The following is a 17,783-nucleotide window of genomic DNA, read 5'->3' as shown; positions in this document are numbered from 1 at the left end:
GCCGACTCCGGGCGTCACCGCCTCGCCATCTGTTGTCCGCTGATCGCCGGACGGCCCGACGAGGCGCGATCATGATGCTGGATCTCGTCCTTCGCAGTCGACGCGTGGTCATCGAGGGCACCGAGACCGCGGGTGTGATCGGTGTGCGTGACGGGCGCATCGCCGTCGTGGCACCACTCGACGCGAAGCTGGAAGCCCAGGAGTCGATCACTCTCGCTGATGACGAGGTGCTTCTGCCCGGCCTGGTCGACACCCATGTGCACGTCAACGAGCCCGGTCGTACCGAGTGGGAAGGCTATGCCAGCGCGACCCGGGCAGCCGCAGCCGGCGGAGTGACCACCATCGTGGACATGCCGCTCAACAGCATTCCACCGACGACCACGCCCACCGCGCTGGCCACCAAGCAGGGCTGCGCCCGCGGCCAGACCTACGTCGACGTGGGCTTCTGGGGCGGGGCAGTGCCGGGCAACATCACCGATCTGGCGGCCCTGCACGACGGCGGAGTCTTCGGCTTCAAGTGCTTCCTGCTCGACTCCGGGGTGCCGGAGTTTCCACCGCTGGACGCTGCGGAGTTCGTCGCGACGATGGCAGAGACGGCTCGCCTCGGTGCGATGCTGATCGTGCACGCCGAGGACGCCGAGGTGGTCGCACTGGCGCCACGCCCCACCGGGCCGGAGTACGCGGCCTTCCTGCGTTCCCGCCCGCACCAGGCCGAGGATCGCGCGATCGACCAGGTGATCAACGCCGCGCGCGCGACCGGTGGCCGGGCCCACGTCCTGCACCTGTCCAGCGCCCACGCGCTGTCAGGGCTCACCGCAGCCAGGGCTGCCGGTGTCGATGTCTCGGTGGAGACCTGCCCGCACTACCTGACGTTGTCCGATACCGATATCCCGGATGGAGCGACCCAGTTCAAGTGCTGCCCGCCGATCCGCGACGGCGGCAACCAGGACCGGTTGTGGCAGGCGCTCGCCGCCGGAGACATCGACATGGTCGTCTCGGACCACTCACCCTGTACGCCCGAGCTCAAGCTGCTCGAACACGGCGACTTCGGCAAAGCGTGGGGTGGCATCGCGGGCCTGCAGCTGGGACTGCCGGTGGTATGGACGGCGGCCCGCTCGCGCGGGCACTCGCTGGCCGACGTGACGCGTTGGATGGCGCAGCGCCCAGCCGAGCGCGTCGGGCTGCCGTACAAGGGTCGCATCGCCGCCGGCGCCGACGCGGATCTGTGTGTTTTCGCCCCGGACGCCGATTTCGTGGTCGATCCGGCGAGCCTACTGCACCGTCACCAGCTGACGGCGTACTCGGGTCGACGGCTGGCCGGCATCGTCCGGCAGACCTGGCTTCGCGGGCGGCGCGTACGTACGGAGGGACAGCCGCTCGGGAAGCTGTTGATGAGGGGAAGAAGATGACCGGGACGCACCATGCATTCCGACCGGACCTACCCGGTCGGCAGGAGCCGACCGCGGGCCGAGCGGTGTCGACCGACACGCCCCCGCTGCCTGACGACACCACGCGGAGCGGCGGCGACATCACGGTCAACGGCCGGATCACTCCACTCGGGGATGTCACGCCACACACCACGGCGCTGGAATGGCTGCGTGGACGAGGCCTCACCGGCTGCAAGGAGGGTTGCGGAGAGGGTGAGTGCGGCGCTTGCGCGGTGCTCGTCGCCCGACCCGGCGTTGATTCGCCCACCGAATGGGTGGCGGTCAACGCATGCCTGTTGCCGGTCGCCGCCCTGGATGCCCAGGAGATCCGCACTGCCGAGGGGCTGGGCAGCCCCGACCGCCTGCACCCGGTCCAGCACGAGATGGCCGTCCGCGGTGGATCGCAGTGTGGCTACTGCACACCCGGCTTCGTCTGCAGCATGGCTGCCGAGTACTACCGGGCCGGAAGACGGGCGTCCCCGGACGGCGACGTGACCGGACACGACAAGGGGCCCAACGGCTTCGACCTGGACGCCCTCAGCGGCAACCTGTGCCGCTGCACCGGATACCGGCCGATTCGCGACGCCGCGTTCGCACTCGGTCCACCGGTGCCCGACGACCAGCTTGTGCAACGCCAGCAGGCGCCCACGGCGCCGCCCCGGCCCGTTCGGCTGCGGCACGGGGGCCGGGAGTTCGTCCGGCCGGCCTCGCTGCCCGACGCCCTGCGACGGCTTCGCGAGCAGCCCACTGCCACCGTGGTGGCCGGCTCCACCGATTGGGGTGTGCAGGTGAACCTGCAGGGCGCCCGGGCCGAGTCGGTCCTCGCGATCGACCGCCTCGCGGAGCTGCGGAAGCTGATGATCACGCCGGAGAGCATCGAGGTCGGTGCCGGACTGACCCTCAGCGAGATCGAGCGCCGCCTCGCGGGCCGGGTGCCGCTGCTCGCCCACATGTTCCCCCTCTTCGCCTCCAGGCTCATCCGCAACAGAGCCACCATTGGCGGCAACCTGGGCACCGGATCCCCGGTGGGCGACACCGCGCCGGTGTTGCTCGCGCTTGCCGCCGAGGTCATCCTGGTCAGCGTCGACGGCGAACGCAGGGTGCCGCTGGCGGACTACTTCACCGGGTATCGGCGCAGCGTTCGTCGCTCCGACGAGCTGATCCGGGCAGTGCGGATCCCACGCCCGCTCGCCGGCCTCGTCGCCTTCCACAAGATTGCGAAGCGGCGGTTCGACGACGTCACCAGCGTCGCCGTCGGCTTCGCCCTCGACGTCGTCGGTGGAACGGTCACCCGCGCACGCATCGGCCTGGGTGGGGTGGCGGCCACACCGATCCGGGCCCGGGCGACCGAGGCGGCGCTGGAGGGCAACCCCTGGTCCGCAGCCACCGTCGCTGCCGCCGCTCGGTCTTTGCGCCGCGAGGGCACACCGCAGGACGACCACCGGTCCAGCGCCGAGTATCGAGCCGCGATGCTCGGCCAGAGCCTACTCAAGCTCTACGCCGAGAACCCGGCCCCGTACGAGATCGCCGCAGTCCCCGGCGGACGGATCGCCGCGGCCACCGAGCACCAGGCCGAGAGGAGGCCACGGAATGAGCGCGCTGTCTGAGAGGCCGGAGAGTCCCGCGGTGGGTGCAGCGGTCCCGCACGAGAGTGCGCGGCTGCACGTCACCGGTGCGGCACAGTTCACCGACGACCTGATCCCTCGTACCAAGGATGTGCTGCACGCCCACCCGGTACAGGTGCCCCAGGCGCACGCCCGGGTCACCGCGCTGCGAGTCGCCCCGGCGCTCCGCGTGCCAGGTGTCGTCCGGGTGCTCACGGCCGCCGATGTGCCCGGAGTGAACGACGCCGGGATCAAGCAGGACGAGCCATTGTTCCCCGAGGAAGTCATGTTCTTCGGCCACGCCGTCTGTTGGGTGCTCGCCGAGACGTACGAGGCGGCACGTGTGGGCGCGGCCGCCGTGGAGGTCGAGACGGAGCCGTTGCCCTCCTACGTGACCGTGCGGGAGGCGATCGCCGCCGACAGTTTCCAGGGCGCCATGCCGCAACTGGTGCGGGGCGACGTCGAGACCGGTCTGGCCGACGCCGTGCACGTCTTCGGTGGGGAACTCGAAATCGCCGGGCAGGAGCACTTCTACCTGGAGACGCACAGCTCGCTGGCCCACGTCGACGAAGCCGGGCAGGTCTTCGTGCAGAGCAGTACCCAGCACCCCTCGGAGACCCAGGAGATAGTCGCCCACGTGCTGGGCCGGGCCAGCAACGAGGTGACCGTCCAGTGCCTGCGCATGGGCGGCGGCTTCGGCGGCAAGGAGATGCAGCCACACGGCCTCGCTGCCATCGCCGCGCTGGGCGCGACGTGCACCGGCCGCCCGGTACGGGTGCGCCTGACCCGCGCCCAGGACCTGACCATGTCGGGCAAGAGGCACGGGTTTCTCGTCGAGTGGCGGGTCGGGTTCGATGCGGCGGGCCGGCTGCTCGCGCTCGAAGCGACCCTGACCTCGGACGGCGGCTGGAGCCTCGACCTGTCCGAGCCGGTGCTGGCCCGCGCGCTGTGCCACGTTGACAACGCGTACTGGTTGCCACATGTACGACTCAACGGCCGCATCGTGCGCACCCACAAGACATCCAGCACTGCCTTCCGGGGCTTCGGGGGCCCGCAGGGGATGCTGGTCATCGAGGACATCCTCGGCCGCTGCGCCCCACTGCTCGGCATCGACCCGATGGAACTGCGCCGACGCAACTTCTACCGCCGCGGGCAGACCACGCCGTACGGCCAGTTGGTCCGGCACCCGGAACGGCTGGACAGGCTCTGGCGTCAGGTCGTCGACACCGGTGACATTGCCGCCCGGCAGCGGGAGGTCGCGGCCTTCAACGCCGCACATCCGCATGCCAAACGTGGCCTGGCCGTCACGCCGGTCAAGTTCGGCATCTCGTTCAACCTCACCGCGTTCAACCAGGCCGGCGCACTCGTGCACGTGTACCGGGACGGGTCGGTGCTGATCAACCATGGCGGCACCGAGATGGGTCAGGGCCTGCACACCAAGATGCTGCAGGTAGCAGCAACCGAGCTGGGCATTCCACTGGGCCGGGTGCGGCTGGCGCCCACACGTACCGACAAGGTGCCCAACACCTCGGCGACCGCAGCGAGCTGCGGTGCCGACCTCAACGGTGGCGCGGTCAGGCAGGCCTGCGAACAGCTTCGCGAGCGGCTGACCCGGGTGGCCGCCACCATGCTGGGGCTGAACGCCGCCGACATCAGCATCGTCGACGGTGTGGCGCGGGGTACCGGGGCCCCTACCGGCGTCGAGTGGAACGATCTGGTGCGGACCGCGTACTTCCAGCGGGTGCAACTGTTCGCGGCGGGTTTCTACCGCACCGAGGGGCTGTACTGGGACTCAGCGGCGATGCAGGGCTCGCCGTTCAAGTACTTCGCGTACGGGGTGGCCGCCGCCGAGGTCGAAGTCGACGGGTTCACGGGCACGTACCGAACGCGACGGGTGGACATCGTGCACGACGTCGGGGACAGCCTGTCACCGCTCATCGACATCGGACAGATCGAGGGCGGGTTCGTACAGGGCGCGGGCTGGCTGACCCTGGAGGACCTCCGTTGGAACACCGGCACGGGAGCCGCGCGCGGCCAGCTGGCCACGCGAGGGGCCAGCTCGTACAAGCTGCCCAGCTTCTCGGAGATGCCGGAGGTCTTCAATGTGACGATGTTGGCCGACGCGGCCGAGGAGGGGGCGGTCTACGGCGCCAAGGCGGTGGGCGAGCCGCCGCTGATGCTCGCCTTCTCCGTGCGCGAGGCCCTGCGCCAGGCGGCGGCCGCGTTCGGGCCCGCCGGCATCAGCATCGACCTCGCCTCGCCGGCCACCCCCGAGGCGGTCTTCTGGGCGATCGAGCGGGCCCGGGCGTGCGGCGGGCACGGCCCCACGGCGGACGCGGACCTCGCTCCGGGTGGGGCGGCGAACGCCGGGCACCCGACGCCGGAGCGGGCCCCGCGGACGGTGAGTCATGTCTGAGGGAACCTGGCTGGCAGCGGTGGCGCACCTGCGCAGCGTCCGTGAGCCCGGTGTACTCGTCACGCTCGTGACGGTCCGCGGCCATGCCCCTCGCGCGGCCGGCGCGAAGCTCGTGGTGAGCGAAACGCAGACGTGGGGCTCGATCGGCGGCGGCAAGCTGGAAGCGGTCGCGATCGACCGGGCCCGTACGCTGCTGGCCGCAGGCGGCCCGACGCCCGAGCTGTTCACGCTCGCGCTGTCCGACAAAGCGCCCTACGAGCACGGGGTGCAGTGCTGCGGAGGGACCGTCACGGTGTTGCTCGAATCGCTACCCGTGGCGCCGGTGGTGGCTGTCTTCGGCGTAGGGCACGTGGGCCTGGAGCTGGCTCGTGTCCTGGCTCGGCATGATATCGACCTACATCTCATCGACACCCGCCCGGAGCAGCTCACCGAGGACCGGTTGGCGGTCTTCTCCGATGCGGTGGCCCGGGTGCACGTCCACCGGGTGGCAGTGCTGCCGGAGACCGTGCTCGGCGAGCTGCCCACAGGCACCTACGCGTTGATCATGACGCACGACCATGCGGAGGACCTCTCCCTCTGCGACGCGATGCTGCGCGGCGGTGAATTCGGCACCATCGGCCTCATCGGTTCGGCGGGCAAGTGGGCCCGGTTCCGCACCGAACTCGCCGCACAGGGCCACGACGCCACGGCCATCGCCCGCATCACCACGCCCATCGGGCTCGCCGACATCCACGGCAAGGAGCCCGCGACGATCGCCGTCAGCGTCGCCGCCGATCTCCTGGGCAGGATGGAACATCACCAGGCGATGGCCGACGACCGCGCTCCCTCGGCGGCCCGGCCATGACCCTCTACCGCGCTCAGGTCGTCGACACTCCCGACGACCCGTTCCGCGGCGGCGCGCTCCGCTGTGACGGCGATGCGGGGCTGCTCGTCGAGGACGGGCGGATCGTCGAGCGGGATGCCTTTGCCACGCTGCGCTCCCGACACCCGGAGGCACAGCTGGTCGAGCTCTCCGATGGAGTCCTGCTACCCGGCCTGGTGGACGCCCATGTGCACTTCCCGCAGGTCCGCGTCATCGGTGCGCTCGGGATGCCGTTGCTGGAATGGTTGGAACGCTGCGCGCTGCCCGAGGAGGCACGGATCGCCGAGATCGACTACGCGCGCGTGCTAGCCGGCGAGTTCGTCTCGGCCCTCACCTCGGCAGGCACGACCACCGCTCTGGTTTTCGGCTCGCACTTCGCGCCGGCGGTGGACGCACTGTTCCAGGCGGCCGCGGGGCACGGCCTACGGATCACCAGCGGCCTGGTCGTCGGTGACCGGATGCTGCGGCCGGAGCTGCACACGTCCGCAGAGCGCAGTTACGACGAAGGCCGCGAGCTGGCACGGCGCTGGCACGGCGTCGGACGCAGTCGGTACGCGGTGACCCCCCGGTTCGCGTTGTCGTGCAGCGACGAACTGCTCGCGTCATGCGGGGAGTTGCACCGGGATGTGGTGGGCAGCTGGTTCACGTCGCACCTGAACGAGAACCTCGACGAGGTCGCCACGGTCCGGCGACTGTCCGGCACCACCAACTACCTGGACTGCTACGACCGGCACGGACTGGTCGGCCGACAGAGCGTCTTCGCACACAACGTGCATTCGACTGACACCGAGCTGACCCGGCTGGCCGAGGCCCAGGCCAGCGTGGCGCACTGCCCGACGAGCAACGCGGCGCTGGGCAGCGGCATGTTCCCCCTCAACCGCCACCTCGCCCACGGCGTCCTTGTGGCACTCGGCTGCGACGTGGGTGCGGGCACCGGCTTCTCGCTTCTCAAAGAAGGGCTGCAGACGTACCTCCTGCAACGTTTGCGCGGCGCGGACGGCGTGCCACTCACTGCTGCCCATCTGTTGCACATGGCCACGGCGGCGGGGGCACAGGCCCTGGGCCTGCGGGACCAAATCGGCGACCTGAGCGCCGGCAGGCGGTTCGACGCGATCTGGATACGACCCCGTCCGGGCACGGTCCTGGAGATTGGCATACGCCACTCGAACGGACCAGAGGATGCACTTGCGAAGGTATTTGCGCTGGCCACGGCGGACGACCTGGGGCAGGTGTGGATAGACGGAGCACCGGTCAGGGCCAAAGCCATCGACGCTCGCACCCTACGCCCTCGCCCCGTCGGCAACCTGACCATTTTTGCGGCGAACAAGGCAGCCCAGCGCACCGACAGCGACGAGCGGACGCGTCATCGCAGTCGAGCCGGCACCGACGGTGGCGTGAGCCGATGACGACCTGGAGTCTGGATCGGTTAAACACCGCGCCCGAAGACGAGCGCCTCCGGTCGGCCCTACGCCGGTGCTGCTCGGCAGAGGCATGGGTGACCGAGGTCATCGTCGGGCGGCCCTACGCCAATGAGGACGAGCTCTGTGCGGCCTCCGACGCCGGCACCGCCATGCTCGACGAGGCCGGCTTTGCCGAGGCGTTGGCCGGTCACCCACAGATCGGCAAGCCAACGAGCGGCAGCGGTGGACAGTGGTCGCGGCGAGAGCAGGCAGGAGTCGGCACCGCGGACGAGGAGCTGCTGACGAGTCTCGGCCAGGCCAACGCGGCCTACGAAGAGCGCTTCGGGCACCTGTACCTGGTTTACGCGAACGGACGATCAGCGGCGGAGCTGCTCGCCATCTGCCGCTCCCGGTTAGCGAACGACCCGGCGACCGAGCGCCGGGTAGCGCTCACAGACCTGGCCGCGATCAACCGCCTCCGGCTGGGCAAACTCCTGCGATCGGAGGGCTGATGAGTCTCTCGACTCACGTATTGGACATCACCACCGGCCTCCCCGCGCCGGAACTCGCGGTCGTCGTCGAGCGCTGTCATGGCGACGCGTGGCAGCACCTCGCCCGGGCTTGTACCGACGCCGACGGGCGCGTCCGCGAGCTGTACGCACCCCAAGCGGGCGTACACCGACTCCGGTTCGACACTGGGCGGTACTTCGTCGATCGCGGCGTCCATACCTTCTACCCCGAGATCGTGGTCACCTTCCAGGTCGTCAACAAAGGGGCGCACCATCACGTACCACTGCTGCTCGGGCCGTTCGGCTACTCGACCTACCGGGGGAGCTGATGGGCGCGGATGGTCGTCATGAACGACACCTACAACTCAGGAGGTTCCGTGGGCTTCACGACTACTCCGGTGCGATCGTTCTGGCTGACATGGCCAGCAGGAATAATTGCTGCGATCAGCTGGGCCCTCGGCCACTTCACACGAGTTGCGACCTTTGATCTCGCGTTCGTCGCGGGTCTGTCGTGGATGCTCGGCGTGCTCCTAAGCGACGGCGCAAGTCGCTACCTCGTCGCGGGCGACGAGCGTCCTCGCGGCGACACCGACCGTCAGCCGGAGACCGAGCAGTCACCCTGAGCGATCTGGCAGCGCCTGCGGCGGCCGCCCAACAAGTGCCTGTGGGTGGCACCAAGTAGCACGTTGCTCGGCGTGACGCAGCGGACGGCACCCGCACGACCTCGTGAAGCTGTACGCCCGCGAACAGCGGGTCTTGCCGCCTCGATGAGGTAGCTGTGCTCCTCGAGGGCTTCGGGTCGTGGCGCGTAGGCGAGATGGGCGAGACCAGCGATGGTGGCCATGTCGGCAGAGGCAACCCAGGCGCCGGCGTTGTGGTCCTGGTTGGCGGCCGCAAATAGTGCGATCGGGATCCAGTGGCAGTGATCGGGATCTTGGCTGGTCTTGGCGAGCGCGGCGAGAAACCCAGGCAGAACGGCAACGCGCCGAGCAACGCCACCAAGCGCCAGCCGAAGAAGAACCCCGCATACCCGCTCGCCTCAACGAGGATCAGATCATCGCCATTGTCGAGGAGCTCGGAGACCTCGTGGACGCCCTGCGGGACGCCGAGCCGGAACACAAGCTGGAGGTCTACCGCAGCCTCGGGTTGCACCTGACCTACGACCCGGAATCACAAACGGTGCGGGCAAATGTCGATCTTGCCACGCACCGTTGGGATTCGGTTCGTGTCCGAGGGGGGAGCTGAACACATATTTAGAGCATCCACGCTTAGCGTGGGTGTTCATGCATTCAACTTACCAGCTCACGGGACTGAAACAAGCATCCCGCCCAACTCCTTCATAGGGCGGCCCTTGACAGTGCTGTGAACTCTCCGCAAGGAGTCGAACCGCACGACGGGCTTGGTGAATTGTAGTCCAATCAGCAGGATCCTTCCGTCATCGTGTCCGGCCGGCCCGGCCAACGCCGGCCGGATCACCAGCAGGCCGAAGCGGGGCCGCTGCGGCTCGCTTGCAGGCCGCGTTGCTCAATAGGGAGAGAAATTGAGCAACGTCACGCCGCAAAAACATGCTGCGGCCTAGGCGTCGGTGATGCCAGCGAAGGCGACACGCACCTGAGCTGAGATGTGGGTTCGGAGCGGCCGGAGTTCTTCGAAGCCTGCCAGCTGCGGATGTTTGGCCGCGGCGGCCGCCACAGCCTGTGCGACCAGCACTCCACAGTCCTCGATGAGGGACGGAAGTTGTGTCCGCGCAACTGCGTCTCCTGCGGCAGCTCTCTCGGCAATCACGCGCCCTGCGGTTGCCCGCACTCGCGGCTCCGCATCGCCCGACAGGGTGATGAGAACGCCCATGCTCAGCTCGTCACAGGTGCCGTGTGCAAGCAGTGCAGCGGCGCTACGATCGTCGACGTTGCCGCGGGCCAACCTGGAGAGGTGTCCGACCGAGGGCTCTCCCGTGCCATGTTGAAGCGTGGCCTGGAGTCGTCGTGCGAAAGGGCGAGGGTCGGGGCCTGGGATTAGGCTAGGACGTTGGTCCGGGCTGTCTGCAATGGCTTTGGCTAGCAAGGCGAGTTCGGCCGCGACTTCCGGGGCCAAGTCAGTGGCCTTGTTCGCCAATAGGTCGAGGGTGCCAGCGAGGTATTTTCCCCAGCGGACTGAGGCCAGTAGGCGATAAATGATGTCCCAGTTGGCGCATTCGGGGTGCCACAGGTTTAGAAGCGTGATGGTTCGGCCGAGGTCAGGGCCGCCGCCGGATAACCGGCCCTGCGCGGCGTCCTTGATTCGGGTTTCGAGGCTGCTGCTAGTGCTTTCGACCAGCGACCTTACAAGCTCAGCATCAAGCTCTCGGACGTCTCCCAGCGCGGCGAGCGCCTCCAGCGATCCTTCGTGCGCCTCTGTCTTCAGACGATCGCGAACCTCAGGCACGTGTAACGCGGCCGCTCCTAAAAGTGGGTAGGTAAGCTCCCAATTGTCGCCTCCTGCTCGGTCGACTGCGCGCTGTGCACGCTCCGGCGTCCACACCGTCGCGGGGAGGCGTCCGACCAACGACGCCAGGCGGTTGGCGATGCTCTGGTCGAACTGGACTGGAAGATTAAGGACGAAATCGACCATATCGTTTCGGACGGTATCGCCGATGGCATGAATAAGGGAGGTCATCAGGTCGACCAACATGGGACGAAGGACAAAGGTGGGACGGGTGCGGTTCACGTACCCGTCAGAGTCAAGGAAGGTGCGTTGAGCCCACCCGGCCAACTCTTCTGCCCGATCCCGCGGTAGCAGGTCCCCAGCCTCGATCAGCAGACGGATGTCCGCCTGCGCCGAAGTGTGCGTAGATCTTCCCGGTTTGACTTCAAGGGCAGCAGCCCGGGCAGCCGTCGCAGGACCATCGATGACGACGCGTCGGGCTGCAAGCCGGAGCCCCTTATGCTCGCCGCACCGACGCAGAGTGGTCAGCGCCCCCGCCACGACATCTGCGTCCATGCCGTGGTTACGGTGGGTCAACATATGAATGGCCAGTTTCCTGGTCGTGTGACACCAGGCGCTGTGCTGACCCAACAGGCCTGCGAGCAGGGATGCCGATCGCAAGTACCGCCAAGCTTCGTCTCCCCCGCCCAAAGTGACGGCATTGTCGCGGCCCCACGCTCGGAAAAGCTGCTCGGCCTGTTCTGACAGTCCCCAACTGCTGACCTGCTGACGCCACCACGAGGCAGTGGTGTCCGAGGCTGTGATGGTGGCCTGGAGGTCGTTGGCGTTCCAGTCGGAGACAGTAAACACGGTCTCGGCAGCGGCGCCGCCAATCGCTGCTGCGGTGACGTCTCCCGGTGCCCGTCGCGCGACCCTGACAAGACCCAGAGCTTCGTCGCGGGCCTCCTGGCGACGGCCAAGTTCGCCAAGGGCCCTGACGTGTTGGAGCTGAACCCAAGCTTGGTCAACCACGTCCAACTCATCGCGACCAATGAGGACGTCGAGCGCGTCGAGGGCGTCTTCCGCGCGCCCGTCCTCAAGCAGCGCCGCTGCGTATGCCACTGTCGCTGCGGCCTGCTCATGCGGCGGCCGGGTGGTGTCCACGAGCGCTTTGAGGACGTCGGGATCTCCTGACTTGATGAAGTTCGACATGCCGGCCGCGAGCTTCCAATCCCATCCGGCATCCGAGCCCAGGGCGTCAAGGTCCGGCAGGGACGCATGTTCGTCACGCAGCCTGGAGACGTCCCAGAGCCTGACCTGAACGAACATGGCGACCACCTGCACGGCGGTCGGTGGGAGCGTGACGCCACGATTCGGATGCGGTGCGATGAGCCGGGGCACGAGCAAGGCATGACGCAGCTGATGGTTCGGTGACAGTTCGGCACCGGCCCAGGCTGACCCCTCCCAGTTCACGCCGGACGCGTTGCTGGCTGCGACCTCGAGCAGCTTGTCAGCGTTTGCCGCGTCGACGGTGTTGGCAGCCGGAACGAATACCTTCGCGCCCTTATCGGTGTAGGTGACGGATTCGTTCGTGATATGGGCCCAGTAGGAGGCACGCGTCTCAATATTGTGAAGGACAATGAGGTGGGGCAGCTGATGGGTGAGCCAGGCGTCGAAGTGGTCGCGCCGCGACTCACGGAACCACCAGCCGGTGACATTGCCATTCTCGCCGCGGACCTCCTCTTCGAAGAAGGTCGGGCCGCCTTTGACTTGGGCGCCAACTACCATGCCGAGATCGACGAGCCGGTGGTCCCGCGCCATCAGGAACAAGTCCGTGCCTAGGTCATGCTTCGAGTTCTCTGCCACGCCCCAGCCGATGCGCTCGAAGTTGGCTGCGACTTCGTTCGCGCCGATGCCGCCCTTCTGCTCCTGAATCGATGCCCGCATGCTGCTATTCAACCCCGAGCGCTGGCACAGAACGCAGAGGCGCGAGTGCGATCTGGTCATCAGGCTCGGCGCAAGCGGTCGGCGCCGGGCACCTGGCACCTGGCACCTGGCACCTGGCACCGACTAAGTCGACCTCGAGGGTGATGTTGTGTTCCGTCTCGTCGCCGGTCAGACCGGAGTCAGAACTTTCCTGGTCTAGCACATGCACCTACGGGTCTCGATGTTCTGGGACAGTGATTGGGTGAGTGCGGCAGAGTTGATCAGACGGCTTCTTCAGGCCAAGGCGCATCTTGACCGGGCTCGGGAACTGATACGAGCTGCCGGCTCCGAGCTTCACCAAGCGCGGGCGTTGATCCAAGCCGGGTTGCAGGGCGCCGCTGATCAGAGCGCTGCCGGCATGGTGGACCGCAGCTCACAACAGCTCGATGGAGCGGGCATAACGGTTGGTGAGTCAGCGGGCAAGGTTGAGGAGATCCTCACGCGGGTGCGTGGGCTGGGCGGCCTGGGAAACTGACTGCGGGTGGCGGCGGGATCCGTCGACCACCCGCACCTGCTGACCCGCCGCAGGCGGTCCTTCGGGCGGCCGCGAGTCTGGCCCGTCGCAGCGAACCACAGGACAAGACCGAGGCCTTCCTGCTCGCCGACGGGGCGATCATGAGCGATCCTGACTTCTCCGCGGAGCCAGACGGTCGGCTGCGCAGCCGGCAGATCCGGATGGGCAGGCTTCCCGCCGCCGGGGTGGGACTCAAGCCGCCGTTGGCTCAGGCCATCGTGATGGACCACGCCGAGGCGCAGGCCGCGGCCGTGCTGCGCCGTCCGGGCAGCCCGTCAGAGGCCACGCTCGTGCTCAATCACACCCCGTGCGACGATCCGGTCAGACCTCTGGTCTGCGAGAAGATCCTCGCCACGATCCTGCCGCACGGAACACGCCTGACGGTGTTCCTCACCGACGGCGACCGCACGTGGCTTCATAAGCTGTACGTCGGAACAGGAGAAGGGATCCGGCGATGAGCATCGACATCACCTGGGGGCGCGGCGACGGCGCCGCGTCGGTCAGCACCGTCGCCGAACTCGACGTCACACTGGACACGATCAGTCGCGCCCACAGCGCACAGCTGCCCTACTGCGTCACCCTCGTCGCTCCCGGCGGCGGCGAGTTTCCCGTCATGCTCGACATCTGCGTCGGGCACCCCGATCGGTCGTTCGTCTATCACGTCGCTGCCGACGGCAGCAGCGCTTGGGGATACCAGCCAGACCTCGAACCCGGGCCCGCGTTCACCTTCGACTACGCCGGCACGCCCACCGACGCCTGGCCTGAACGCACCCGCGTCACCAACGCGACCGCCCGGCAAGCGGCACGACAGTTCCTCACCAGCGGCGGGCAACGAACCGCCGCGCTGGCCTGGGAAACCGCCGAATAGCTTCGAGCGTGGCCACGGCTCACAGGGCAGATGCCGCGACCACGGTAGGGCGTCAGTCGCGGGGCCGTGCCGCGTGCGGTGCACCCCGGAGCTGCCGACGTCCCGGGAGCACCGCACGCGGCCCCCATCCCTTACTCGGTCGCGGGTGAGACGGCGCCGCTCGCCTGCGACCACCCGTCGACGTGATCCGTCAGACGGGCCAGCGGATGGGGCTGGCCGGTCATGGCTGACAGCGCGCTGGCCACGTCGTGCAGATCAGCCTTGATGTAGGTGGTGGTGGAAGATCCGGGGCTGTCGGTGTGACCGGCGTAGGCGCGGGCGATGCCGTAGCCGAAGTGCCGTTCCACCCAGGTGAGCGTGGTGTGGCGCAGCCAGTGGGTGGATACGCCGTGCACAGCGACCCACGGCAGGCGCTCACCGAGGCGTTTCCACAGGTGGTCGTAGCGGCGGCTCGTAATCGGTTGGCCCGCACGGTTGCGCAGCAGTGGGTCGGCGAGCAGGACCGCGCCGCGGGCGCGGGCGTGCTCGTGCAGGTGCTCGGCGAGGTCGAGGGTGATCGGTTGCCACCGGATGGTGGCGCCTTTCTCGCTGAGGCGGACGAGTCCGTTGGTGTCCAGGTCGACCAGGCGCAACGCGAGGGCTCCGCCGCGGCGGCAGGCGGTTTCGGTGTGCAGGCGCAGGAGCAGTGCATCGAGGATGACATCGTTGCCGCTGGTACGAGCCTCGATATTGATTTCATCCAGCTCGTGTGGGGTCAAGGCGCGGCGCGTGCTGGGCAGGCGGCGGGGTTTCGCGACCCGGTGGGCGGGGCTGGCGGAGGCGTCGATCAGACCGTCGGCGATGGCCCGGGTGTAGAAAGCGCGCGCGGCGGCGACGACATGCTCGCCAGCATGCCGGCCGCTGCGGCTGTTGCGCCGCGACACCGCGCTGGCCATCATCCGTTGTTTCAAGGCCTCGATATCGCTGGCGGCAATGCTGTCCAACGGTCGGTCGGGCCAGGCGGCGGCCATTCGCTCCCAGTAGGTGCCGTACGTGCGGCGCGCTCCAGGCCCGGCTGCAGCAAGAACGCGCGGCAGGTACTCCGCAACCGTGGGTAGGGCGGCCCGAGCGCAAGGGTGGGCTTGGAGGTCGGCCACGGTGACGCCCAGGTGAGCCAAGACCTGGTATGCGGCGGCGACAGCAGACGGGTCAGCGGTCACTGTCGCCTCCTGCCAACTGGCGGTGCAGGTCGGTGAGGAGGCGGGCGACGGTGCCGACGGGATGAACGACGAGCAAGTCATGCGTGATGAAGGCGGCCAGGAGCACAGGCTGGCCGGGCTCGATCCGGCACAAGTGTCGGGCGCTCGCCGGCAGGGGCAGTTCGCCTCGGCTGCCCACCTGGTACCGGTCGTCCTGCGCGGAGGTGATGACGACCATGCCTAGGCGCAGCTGGATGTCGAGGTGATGTCCCGGCGACCAGCCGATCGAGTGCAGGAGGTGCTGCGCAGTCACCCGGCCACAGCGAGTGGGGAGAGCCATCCACAGCAGCAGCCCCGAGGCGTCGATGATTGCCGGCGGGCAAACGCGGGCGGGTAGCGCTGGCAGCGGCATCGGGCGTGGGCTCGGCCGCGCGGGCGAGGTAGCAGGGATGAGCGGACGAACGAGTTGCTCAAGGGCGTGGGTAGGTCGTGTCATGACGACACAACGTCGCGACTGCCGACACACCTACGGCCTGCACGCAGGGGCTTGGATCGGCGATTGGCGCCTGCGACGATGAGTTGGTGTTGCTCTACGTCGATGCCACTGCCGCGTACCGCGACGACGAAAGGTGGGGCTTCCACCTGGCTAACGAGATGGCCCGACGGCTCCGGGTCTCCTTCGGCGCGGACGAGGTGACGCGGATGCTGGAGCGAGCCGCGCTGTTTGCTCCTCCTGAGGGACCGCACTTCGTGTACGAGGAGAATGTGCGGCTCTTCGCGGGACGACGAGGGCGAGGTCCCCTGCATGTCGCCTGGGACACGAATCTGTTGATCGATTACTTCACGTATGGGCATCGGCTCTGGACGGGCGACAGCGTCGTTGGTCTTGTGTCCGGCGAGGATTACGCGACAGACCTGGAATCGCTGCAACTTATTCTTGCCCTGTGGGCGGTTCGAGACATCCGCTTCATCATGCTCGCGGCGTCCGTCGACGATGCGAAGAAGACCCTGTCCCAGGAGCGTCGTGTGCACCGGCTGCTTGCCTTCGAGGAGTTCACCGCCGCGCTACGTCTTCTGGGATGGGGGGAACCGGAGGAGCGCCCCTCCCGCGAAGGGCTGCTGATCCTGCCCGAGCGAGAGATGACGCGAGCCTTGACGGCTGTTCCAGCCGGGAACGACCGCCAGCTGGTGCACGACGCGCTCCAGGTCGGTGCGAACGTGTTCTTGACGCGCGACGTCGGGATCCTCAAAGCCACGAACGCGTTGCGGCCGTTTGGTCTGCTCATCGCGACGCCCGCTGACCTGTTCGAGGAGCTGTTCGCCTGCGGGGCTTTCCATTGCTTCCTCGGTCCGCGATACCTGTACTGGCCGGCACCCGACCAGCAAAGGATCGGACATCTCATCCACGCCCTCGATCCCGACAGACGACCGTAGCGCGACCGCATCAGCGTCGACAGCCCCTCCAGGGGCCTGCTGCTGTTTGGCAGGATGCCTCGGTTACCGGTACGTCGGTCCGATACACCTTCTGACGTCAGGGGTCGCTGTCATCCCTGAAGGGCTAGACGGACCGAACGTCATCACGGCCGGGACGTCGCAGCTTCTCCTCGCCGTGGTCAGTGGAGGCAAGGCCGTTCACCTCGTACGCCGCAACAACCCGGCTGAAGCAGGCCGCGGCGCCCTGTCCGACGCGCACTTTTATCAGGCGGACAGCGACCGGGACCTGGTCGAGCGACGATACGACCTCGCTGCGCTTGAGGAACCGGGCTGGGAGCAGACGACGATGTGTGGTCGGGCCTGGTTGGTGATGGCCGGCGGTGATGATGGACCCGTCGGCCGGTACCGGAAGCCGGCGTTTGCGCCAACGTGTCGACGATGTCTGGCGTTGATGGACCGTCTGTTCCCGCCTCCTGCGGTCGATGAACGGGTGCCGGTCGTGGCGCAATTGGTCGTAGACCTGTTGCGGCAGCACGGGTATGCCGAGGTGCAAAGGGTGCCTGGCGACCAACTTTCCGGACTGCGCAAAGCCATTCAATTAATGATCAAGCAGCAGCTAGGCCAGCCGTGTCGGACGTTCGTACACGACGACCTGCTGATGGTGGTACGCGAGTCACTCGGCGACCGCGAAGCCGAACAGCAGGCTGCCGTCGAAGCAGTCGAAGCAGTGCTGCCGGGGCGAGAACAACTGCCCGCAGCCCGGCCAGGACCGGAATGGGCTGTCTCGTGGAGCGCCTGGAAGCGAGGGTGACGTACCCGTTGCACATCTCCCCTCCCCCTTGTGCCTATGCCCGATTCGCCCGTGCCCCTCATCGTGAGCATCGAGACGCGAAGGATGCTGCCCAATATTGACGTTCAGGTCCTGAGCTCTTATGGGTCAGGCGAGCCGCGTCTAGATGGGTAACATCGTCCCCGCCGGCGACGCACCGTCAATTTCGCTTGGTCGGCAGAGCAATGGTCACTAGCGTCGCGGCCATAATGGACAGGGTGTTCAACGAGCCGCGTATGACTCGATAGCGTGAAATCAGCCCGGCGGAACCGCCGGTGAATTGATTCTTGGAGTGCACCCGGCCGCAGGCCGCGCAGGGGCGGCGCATCATCAACGAGATATACTCGCGGTTCCCC

Annotated in this window: 16 protein-coding genes; 13 read left to right on the top strand and 3 right to left on the bottom strand. The window is 67.8% G+C overall.

The features are described 5' to 3' along the window. Positions 1-71: 71 nt before the first annotated feature. From allB to AB0I89_RS19645, 8 genes are read left to right on the top strand one after another with little or no spacing between them, the layout of a single operon-like run. Positions 72-1,409 carry an allantoinase AllB gene (allB, locus tag AB0I89_RS19680; RefSeq protein ID WP_357128426.1) on the top strand — a complete coding sequence of 446 codons (1,338 nt, stop codon included), beginning with the start codon at positions 72-74 and terminating at the stop codon, positions 1,407-1,409. Continuing rightward, on the top strand, positions 1,406-3,034 hold the full coding sequence (locus AB0I89_RS19675; RefSeq protein WP_357128424.1) for an FAD binding domain-containing protein: 1,629 nt from the start codon (positions 1,406-1,408) through the stop codon (positions 3,032-3,034). The genes allB and AB0I89_RS19675 overlap by 4 nt, the downstream gene beginning before the upstream one ends. Before the next feature lie 19 nt (positions 3,035-3,053). After that, a complete protein-coding gene (xdhB, locus tag AB0I89_RS19670; RefSeq protein ID WP_357128421.1) occupies positions 3,054-5,447 on the top strand; it encodes a xanthine dehydrogenase molybdopterin binding subunit in 2,394 nt (797 codons plus the stop codon). 19 nt (positions 5,448-5,466) lie between these two features. Next, positions 5,467-6,291, top strand: coding sequence for a xanthine dehydrogenase accessory protein XdhC (xdhC, locus tag AB0I89_RS19665; RefSeq protein ID WP_357128417.1), 825 nt, complete (start codon positions 5,467-5,469; stop codon positions 6,289-6,291). Next, the gene (locus AB0I89_RS19660; RefSeq protein WP_357128414.1) at positions 6,288-7,715 is read left to right on the top strand and encodes a guanine deaminase; all 1,428 of its coding nucleotides are present in this window, start codon (positions 6,288-6,290) and stop codon (positions 7,713-7,715) included. Before xdhC ends, AB0I89_RS19660 begins: the two co-directional genes overlap by 4 nt. Then, positions 7,712-8,221, top strand: coding sequence for a 2-oxo-4-hydroxy-4-carboxy-5-ureidoimidazoline decarboxylase (uraD, locus tag AB0I89_RS19655; protein WP_281593052.1), 510 nt, complete (start codon positions 7,712-7,714; stop codon positions 8,219-8,221). The genes AB0I89_RS19660 and uraD overlap by 4 nt, the downstream gene beginning before the upstream one ends. Then, a complete protein-coding gene (gene uraH / locus AB0I89_RS19650; protein WP_281593054.1) occupies positions 8,221-8,547 on the top strand; it encodes a hydroxyisourate hydrolase in 327 nt (108 codons plus the stop codon). Before uraD ends, uraH begins: the two co-directional genes overlap by 1 nt. An 18-nt stretch (positions 8,548-8,565) precedes the next feature. After that, entirely contained in the window at positions 8,566-8,841 is a 276-nt protein-coding gene (locus tag AB0I89_RS19645) for a hypothetical protein (RefSeq protein ID WP_281593055.1), read from the top strand. A gap of 952 nt (positions 8,842-9,793) precedes the next feature. Here AB0I89_RS19645 and AB0I89_RS19640 read toward each other — a convergent pair. Continuing rightward, positions 9,794-12,565, bottom strand: a complete 2,772-nt coding sequence (locus AB0I89_RS19640; protein ID WP_357128410.1) for a DUF4365 domain-containing protein — start codon at positions 12,563-12,565, stop codon at positions 9,794-9,796. Positions 12,566-12,806: 241 nt separating this feature from the next. Here AB0I89_RS19640 and AB0I89_RS19635 point away from each other — a divergent pair, with 241 nt between their 5' ends. From AB0I89_RS19635 to AB0I89_RS19625, 3 genes are all read left to right on the top strand, one after another. Then, on the top strand, positions 12,807-13,079 hold the full coding sequence (locus AB0I89_RS19635) for a DUF6244 family protein (RefSeq protein WP_357128407.1): 273 nt from the start codon (positions 12,807-12,809) through the stop codon (positions 13,077-13,079). A 140-nt stretch (positions 13,080-13,219) separates the two neighbouring features. Then, complete coding sequence (locus AB0I89_RS19630; protein ID WP_357128404.1) at positions 13,220-13,576, top strand: DddA-like double-stranded DNA deaminase toxin; 357 nt, start codon at positions 13,220-13,222, stop codon at positions 13,574-13,576. Continuing rightward, the gene (locus AB0I89_RS19625; protein ID WP_357128401.1) at positions 13,573-13,986 is read left to right on the top strand and encodes an Imm1 family immunity protein; all 414 of its coding nucleotides are present in this window, start codon (positions 13,573-13,575) and stop codon (positions 13,984-13,986) included. Before AB0I89_RS19630 ends, AB0I89_RS19625 begins: the two co-directional genes overlap by 4 nt. Before the next feature lie 131 nt (positions 13,987-14,117). Here AB0I89_RS19625 and AB0I89_RS19620 read toward each other — a convergent pair whose 3' ends face one another. Both AB0I89_RS19620 and AB0I89_RS19615 read right to left on the bottom strand, forming a co-directional pair. Further along, entirely contained in the window at positions 14,118-15,185 is a 1,068-nt protein-coding gene (locus AB0I89_RS19620; protein WP_357128398.1) for a site-specific integrase, read from the bottom strand. Beyond that, on the bottom strand, positions 15,175-15,576 hold the full coding sequence (locus AB0I89_RS19615) for a hypothetical protein (protein ID WP_357128395.1): 402 nt from the start codon (positions 15,574-15,576) through the stop codon (positions 15,175-15,177). Before AB0I89_RS19615 ends, AB0I89_RS19620 begins: the two co-directional genes overlap by 11 nt. A gap of 170 nt (positions 15,577-15,746) precedes the next feature. Here AB0I89_RS19615 and AB0I89_RS19610 point away from each other — a divergent pair, with 170 nt between their 5' ends. Together AB0I89_RS19610 and AB0I89_RS19605 are read left to right on the top strand one after the other, a co-directional pair. Further along, on the top strand, positions 15,747-16,598 hold the full coding sequence (locus AB0I89_RS19610) for a hypothetical protein (RefSeq protein ID WP_357128392.1): 852 nt from the start codon (positions 15,747-15,749) through the stop codon (positions 16,596-16,598). Positions 16,599-16,773: 175 nt separating this feature from the next. Beyond that, on the top strand, positions 16,774-17,409 hold the full coding sequence (locus AB0I89_RS19605) for a hypothetical protein (RefSeq protein ID WP_357128389.1): 636 nt from the start codon (positions 16,774-16,776) through the stop codon (positions 17,407-17,409). Positions 17,410-17,783 lie beyond the last annotated feature (374 nt).

The organism is Micromonospora sp. NPDC049801, from assembly GCF_040656575.1.
Taxonomy (GTDB): domain Bacteria; phylum Actinomycetota; class Actinomycetes; order Mycobacteriales; family Micromonosporaceae; genus Micromonospora.
This window is presented reverse-complemented; position numbering and strand designations above follow the sequence as displayed.

Coding starts and splice junctions, on each gene's coding strand:
- AB0I89_RS19645 (WP_281593055.1), top strand. CDS start 8,566: ATGAACGACACCTACAACTCAGGAGGTTCCGTGGGCTTCACGACTACT.
- AB0I89_RS19660 (WP_357128414.1), top strand. CDS start 6,288: ATGACCCTCTACCGCGCTCAGGTCGTCGACACTCCCGACGACCCGTTC.
- AB0I89_RS19615 (WP_357128395.1), bottom strand. CDS start 15,576: ATGCCGCTGCCAGCGCTACCCGCCCGCGTTTGCCCGCCGGCAATCATC.
- AB0I89_RS19640 (WP_357128410.1), bottom strand. CDS start 12,565: ATGCGGGCATCGATTCAGGAGCAGAAGGGCGGCATCGGCGCGAACGAA.
- AB0I89_RS19675 (WP_357128424.1), top strand. CDS start 1,406: ATGACCGGGACGCACCATGCATTCCGACCGGACCTACCCGGTCGGCAG.
- uraD (WP_281593052.1), top strand. CDS start 7,712: ATGACGACCTGGAGTCTGGATCGGTTAAACACCGCGCCCGAAGACGAG.
- AB0I89_RS19625 (WP_357128401.1), top strand. CDS start 13,573: ATGAGCATCGACATCACCTGGGGGCGCGGCGACGGCGCCGCGTCGGTC.
- allB (WP_357128426.1), top strand. CDS start 72: ATGATGCTGGATCTCGTCCTTCGCAGTCGACGCGTGGTCATCGAGGGC.
- AB0I89_RS19630 (WP_357128404.1), top strand. CDS start 13,220: ATGAGCGATCCTGACTTCTCCGCGGAGCCAGACGGTCGGCTGCGCAGC.
- uraH (WP_281593054.1), top strand. CDS start 8,221: ATGAGTCTCTCGACTCACGTATTGGACATCACCACCGGCCTCCCCGCG.